Consider the following 6,293-nt stretch of genomic DNA (forward strand, 5'->3'; position numbering starts at 1 on the left):
GCGACTGACCGACAACCCGCAGGTGCTGATCCGCGACGGCCGCATCGCCGAGGTCGGCCGCGCCGGCGACGCGGCGCCGGCCGGCGCGCGACGCCTCGACCTGCCCGGCATGACCCTGCTGCCGGGCCTGATCGACATGCACACCCACCTCGACGCCGACCCGGCCTACGGCGGTTACACCGGGCTGCAGTTCAACGACCGCTTCTGGTCGGTACTCGCGGTCAAGCACGCGCAGGACACCCTGGCCGCCGGTTTCACCACGGTGCGCAATCTCGGCGCCGATGCCTGGAACGATGTCGGCCTGCGCCAGGCGATCGACGAGGGCAAGCTGCGCGGCCCGCGCATCGTCTCGGCCGCCTACGGTTTCGGCGCCACCGGCGGCCATTGCGACTCGACGTTCTTCCCGCCGTCGATGCAGCAGCGCAGCCCTTACAACGCCGATTCGCCCGAGCAGGCGCGCCAGCACGTACGAGAGCTGCGCAAGTACGGCGCACAGGTGATCAAGATCTGCGCCACCGGCGGGGTGTTCTCGCGCAACACCGAACCCGGCCAGCAGCAGCTGAGCCTGGAGGAGATGAAGGCGGTGGCCGACGAGGCGCATCGCTGGGGGCTCAAGGTCGCCGCGCATGCGCACGGCAGCAGCGGCATCAAGGACGCGATCCGCGCCGGCATCGACACCATCGAGCACGCCAGCCTGATCGACGAGGAAGGCATCCGCCTGGCCAAGCAGCACGGCGCCTGGCTGTCGATGGACATCTACAACACCGAGTACACCCAGGCCGAGGGCAAGAAGAACGGCGTGCTCGAGGACAACCTGCGCAAGGACCGGGAAGTCGCCGACATCCAGCGCGAGAATTTCCGCCGCGCCCACCAGGCCAGGGTCAGGATGGTTTACGGCACCGACACCGGGGTCTATCCGCACGGGCACAACGGCCGCCAGTTCGCGGTGATGCAACGCTACGGCATGAGCGCGGCGCAGGCGATCCAGACGGCCACCGCGAACGCGGCCGAAGCGCTGGGCCGCCAGGACGTCGGCCTGATCGAGAAAGGCCGCTGGGGCGACATCATCGCAGTCGCCGGCGACCCGACCCAGAACGTCGCCCTGCTCGAATCTGTACCGGTGGTGATCAAGGGCGGCGAGGTGGTCAAGGACGCGCGTTGAGCCGTTCGGCCGCGCGCGGCCGGACTCAGTCGGCGACGTCCTCGGCCGGTTGCGCCGGCAGCGCCCGGCGCGCATAGCGGCGCGCGAGCTGGGCGCAGACGATCAGCTGGATCTGGTGGAACACCATCACCGGCAGCACGATCGCGCCGAGCGCGCTGCCCGCGAACAGGATCTTGGCCATCGGCACGCCGGTGGCCAGGCTTTTCTTGGAGCCGCAGAACACGATCGCGATTTCGTCCTCGCGCGAAAACCCCAGGCGGCGCGCGGCGAAGGTCGTGGCGAACATCGCCACCGCGAGCAGCGCCGCGCAGACCGCGAACACGACGTACAAGGCCTGCACGGGCGTGCTCTGCCACAGCCCGGTGGCGACCGAGGCGGCGAAGGCGGTGTAGACCACCAGCAGCACCGTGCCCTGGTCGGTGTAGCGCAACAGCGCGCGCCGGCGCTCGATCCAGCCGCCGATCCAGCGCCGCAGCAGATGGCCGGCGACGAAGGGCAGCAGCAACTGCAGCACGATCTTGCCGATGGCCTCGGCCGGATGCGCCATCGCGCCCTGTGCGCCGGCCAGCGCGCTCATCAGCAGCGGCGTCAGGAATACGCCGAGCAGGCTCGAAGCGGAGGCGCTGCACACCGCCGCGGGCACGTTGCCGCCGGCCATCGAGGTGAAGGCGATCGAGGACTGCACGGTCGAGGGCAGGGTGCACAGGAACAGCAGGCCGAGGTACAGCTCCGGGGTCAGCAGGCGCCCGGACAAGGGTTTCAGCGCGAGGCCGAGCAACGGAAACAGCACGAAGGTGCTGGCGAAGATCAGCAGGTGCAGGCGCCAATGCAGGGCGCCGGCGAGGATCGCCTCGCGCGACAGCCGCGCGCCGTGCAGGAAGAACAGCGCGGCGATGGCGAGGTCGGTGAAGCGGTCGAGGGCCGCGGCCGGCGCGCCGCCGAGCGGGAACCACCAGGCCAGCGCGACCGCCGCCAGCAGGGCCAGGGTGAAGCTGTCGACGCGCAGTCGCTGGAGCCAACTCATCCGGTGCTCGCCTTGCAGGGCCGGTGCGGCAGACTCCGCATTCTGGCCGGCAGCGGCCGGGCGGTCCATCGCGCAAGCTGGCGCCTGCCTGGCGCTTCAAGGGTAGGAGCGGCGCGAGCTGCGACAGCCGGCCCGGGCGGTCGAAAGCGCAATCGCCGAAGCCCGGCGGCTGCGCTTGCTTTGGTCGTTGAGCGCCGTTTTTCCGGGCTTCGACCGCGAGCGCCGACGTACACCTCTGCGGTTGGTCGCGGCTTGCGCCGCTCCTACCCTGGAGCGGCGCGGGCTCGCTCAACCTCTCAGCAAGGCCGCACGCGCTCGGCGATCTCGGCCGAGCTGTCGGGGGTCACGTACCAGCGGCCCGGGTCTTCGTACTCGAAGTCGATCGCGACTTCGGCGTCGGCGCGGTGGATGCGCACGATGCAGACCCGCCACGGCGCCTTGCCGGCGACCTGGGTGACCTTGCGCAGTTGTTCGAGGCGGTTCTCGATCTCCACACCCGACGGCGTCAGCGGTTCGCCCGGCTGGCCTTTGTCGTAGCGGAAGCCGTTGAGGCGGCTGATGCCGTCGCCGTACCAGGCGATCAGCGCATATCCGTCCCAAGGCCGCTCGCTGGCCTTGGGGTCGACCACGATCAGGCGTGCGATCTCGCCGAGCAATTCGTCTCTGTTCATGTCCTGCCTTGAGCGTTAGGAAGCGGCTTCGATCAGGTCGTCCATCTGCCCGGTCTCGACCCGATCGTAGCTCTGGCCGGCGCGGTTCTCGAAGGTGACGCGCTGATCGTAAACCCTGTCGCCGTCGGCGGGATCGATCACGTCGTAGGAAATGCGAACACGGTCCGGTCGGTCGGCCTCGCGCGGGGTCAGGTCGATGTCGATGCGCACCTCCATGCCCTGGTCGACCCAGGCCGCCCACTCGTTTTCGAGGGTCTTGTAGGCGCCCATGTTGAAGTTGCCGTTCTGCGGGAACAGGTTCTTCAGCCCCTGGTCGGTGACGAAGCGGTGGCCGAACACGTGCCCGCCCTGGTCGCCGTCGACGCCGCGGTCGGCGGCGGTGCGCTGGGCTTCGGTCTCCTCGTCGCTGCGCTCGATCCCGCTGAACACGGTGCGCAGGGTGCCTTCGGCGTGGATCGGGCGGCCTTCGTCGTCGACGGTCCAGCGCGCGTCGTTGACCTCGCCGGTGTCCGGGTTGACGACCGTCGCCGAAATTTCCTCGGTCTCGCCGCGCGTGCCGGCGTCGAGGCCGAGCCAGTCCTTGAGCCGGCCGATCAGCCCGTCGGCGGCCTCGGCGAGGCCGTTGCCCACGCCTTCGCTATCGGCGCCTTCATTGCCGGCGCCTTCGGCATAGGCCTCGCGCACCTCGGGGCCGCTGCGGCGCTCGACCGCGGCGGCGATGGCATCGCGCCCGAACGCGGTCTCCAGCTTGCGCAGTCGCGGCGCGTCGAGCGTGCCGGCAAGTTCGTTGGCGAGGCCCTCGCGCTCGGCCACCGGCATCGCTTCGACTTCCGCGCGCAGCCCCTGCAGTTGCGGTGCGGTCAATGCATCGACGGTCGCGCGTGCCTGCGCCGGCTCGGCACTGCCCAAGCGCTGCGCGGTCGATGCGGCGAACGGTTCGATGCCCGGCGAGGAGCCGTCGAGGTGGACGTTCGGGCTGATCGGGTCGGTCATCGGGCGGGCCTGGCTGCGCGTCAGCCTGGAATCTAGCCAGAATGTGCCGATCCGCCCATTGGGGGAAACCCCAGGAAAACGTGACAGTTCAAAGACTTCGCGCCCGCGAACGGGCGCGTTGGTCACTTCGCGTGCGGGCCGCCGCCGATCAGGTGCTGCTGCCAGAAGGTCATCATCGCCGCGCCGAAGTAGTCGGTGTTGGCCTTCTTGTGGAAGCCGTGGCCTTCGTCGTCGAACATCAGGAACCACACCGGCACGCCGTTGCCGCGCACCGCCTTCACGATCTGCTCGGCCTCGGTATAGGGCACGCGCGGATCGTTGCGACCCTGGGCGACGAACAGCGGCGCGCGGATCTTGCCGGCGTTCCTGAGCGGCGAGATGCGCTCGAACACCGCCTTCATCTCGGGCACGCGCTCGTCGCCGTATTCGGCGCGGCGCAGGTCCCGGCGATACGACTCGGTGTTGGTCAGGAAGGTGCTGAAGTCGGAAATGCCGACCACGTCGACGCCGGCGCGGATGCGGTCGCTGTAGTGCATCAGCGAGGCCAGCACCATGTAGCCGCCGTAGCTGCCGCCGTACACGCCGACGCGCTGCGCATCGAGTTCGGGCTGGGCCGCGATCCAGTCGAGCAGCGCGCCGATGTCCTTGACCGAGTCCTCGCGCTTCTCGGCGTTGTCCAGGCCGAGGTAAGTGCGGCCGTAGCCGGCCGAGCCGCGCACGTTCGGCACCAGCGTCGCCACGCCGAGCTCGTTGGCCAGGAATTGGGCGTTGGCGTTGAAGCTCGGCTGCGCCTGCGCTTCGGGGCCGCCGTGGATCTGGATCACCACCGGCAGCTTGGCGCCGGCGGGGATCTTCGCCGGCCGGTAATAGAACGCCGGGATCGTGCGCGGCCGGCCGTCGACGCGGTCGAAGGTCGGATAACGGATCAGGCTCGGCGCCACGAAGCGGCTGGAGTCGAGCCCGCCGACCTCGCTGCGGGTCCAGCGCACCAGCCGTTTCGCGCCGAGCTCGATCACGTACACGTCGCTCGGCGAGGTGGCGGTGTTGATCGACACGGCGATGCGCCGGCCGTCGGGCGAGAACTCGGCGCCGCCGATCACCCCGACCGGCAGCGCCGGCAGCTCGATTTCTTTATGCCCGGGCAGCGACAGCAGGTGCAGCTTGCCGATGCCGTCCTCGTTGCTGACGAACAGCAGGTGGCGGCCGTCCTCGGACAGGCTGAGGTCGCCGACGTCCCAGGGGATGCCGGCGCTGAGCACCTCGAACTTGCCGCTCGCCGGCTCGTGCCGGCGCAGGGTGGCGAACTCCTGCGGCTTGCCGTCGAGGATTTCGTTGGAGACGTAATAGACCGCCTTGCCGTCCCTGGAGAAGCGGAAATCGCTGATCGCCGCCTTGCCGCCGTCGACCGGGAACAGCTGCAGCTTGCCGCTGTCCAGCTCGACCAGGCCCGGATAGGTTTCGCTGGCCGAGACGTACTTGATCACCAGCAACTGTTTGCCGTCCGGCGAGAAGTCCGAGGCGCTCCAGGTGCCGCCCTCGGTCACCACCGCGCGCGCCTTGCCGGTGGCGAGGTCCATCACCCATACGTCGGTGTCGCGGCCGTTGCGCGCGGTGCTGCTGTAGGCCAGTTGCTTGCCGTCGTGCGAGAAGCGCGGGTCCTGGTTGCGCGCCTTGCCGTCGGTGAGCAGGCGGGTCTCGCGGCTGGCCAGGTCGAACCAGTGCAACTGCCAGAACTCGTTGCCGCCGACGTCCTTGCCGAATACGAAGCCGTCGAGCGGCTTCGGCGCCGCCACCAGGCCGTTGAGCGGCTCGCGCTGGAAGGTCAGTTGCTCGCGCATGCCCATGGGCTCGCAGACCCGGTGCGCCTGCTGGGTCTCGGCGAAGCGCGTGGCGATCAGCAGGCAGCCGTCGGCGGTCCAGCCGCCGAGGCTGGCGCCGCGAGTGTTCTGGTAGCGCTCGAGGCGTTCGAGCAGCGCCGGCGCGAGCGCCGGCAGGTTTTCGCTGACGCGGTTGCCGTGGTGCTCGCGCACGACGGGGTCCGCGGCATGGACCGGCAGGGAGCCGACGCAGGCCACGGCCAGCGCAGCGACGGACAAGGCATGGCGCAGCGACATCGGCGTTCTCCCCGGGAAGGATGCGGGCGCTCCGCGGCCGCGGAATTCTGGCGCACACATCCCGAGCTTAGCGCGCCCGCCGCGGCGCGATCCGTCCCGAAAGTCACGGCCCGGACGCTGGCGCGTTTGCCTTAGAGTGCCGCGACGGCGCGTGACCGAGCGCACGAATCGCCGCAGCCGCGCGCGAGGATTCATTCCAGGGAGGATTCGATGATCGACAGAAGGACGTTTCTGATCGGCGGTGCCGGCGCGCTCGCCAGTGCCTGGGCCGGCGCCGGCTTGGCCGTCGCTAGCTCGGCCGGCGGTGCCCGGGCGGACAGCCCGGCGCC

5 protein-coding genes are annotated in these 6,293 nt (G+C 69.9%); 1 reads left to right on the top strand and 4 read right to left on the bottom strand.

The features are described from left to right. Positions 1–1,162, top strand: a 1,162-nt coding sequence (locus ACSAMQ_RS19630; protein WP_435397273.1) for an amidohydrolase family protein, incomplete at its 5' end; no start/stop codon positions are given. 25 nt (positions 1,163–1,187) lie between these two features. On the opposite strand, the gene ACSAMQ_RS19635 is transcribed toward ACSAMQ_RS19630, so the two are convergent. From ACSAMQ_RS19635 to ACSAMQ_RS19650, 4 genes are all read right to left on the bottom strand, one after another. Continuing rightward, positions 1,188–2,186: a bile acid:sodium symporter family protein gene (locus tag ACSAMQ_RS19635; protein WP_435397274.1), complete on the bottom strand. Its 999-nt coding sequence runs from the start codon at positions 2,184–2,186 to the stop codon at positions 1,188–1,190. 296 nt (positions 2,187–2,482) lie between these two features. Further along, positions 2,483–2,857 (bottom strand): hypothetical protein, encoded by a 375-nt coding sequence (locus ACSAMQ_RS19640; RefSeq protein ID WP_435397275.1) that lies wholly within the window; start codon positions 2,855–2,857, stop codon positions 2,483–2,485. A gap of 15 nt (positions 2,858–2,872) precedes the next feature. Continuing rightward, positions 2,873–3,850, bottom strand: coding sequence for a DNA/RNA non-specific endonuclease (locus ACSAMQ_RS19645; RefSeq protein ID WP_435397276.1), 978 nt, complete (start codon positions 3,848–3,850; stop codon positions 2,873–2,875). 122 nt (positions 3,851–3,972) lie between these two features. Further along, the gene (locus ACSAMQ_RS19650) at positions 3,973–5,964 is read right to left on the bottom strand and encodes a prolyl oligopeptidase family serine peptidase (protein WP_435397277.1); all 1,992 of its coding nucleotides are present in this window, start codon (positions 5,962–5,964) and stop codon (positions 3,973–3,975) included. Between the last annotated feature and the right edge of the window lie 329 nt (positions 5,965–6,293).

The organism is Lysobacter sp. 1R34A, from assembly GCF_051217035.1.
In the GTDB taxonomy this organism is placed as follows: Bacteria; Pseudomonadota; Gammaproteobacteria; order Xanthomonadales; family Xanthomonadaceae; genus Lysobacter.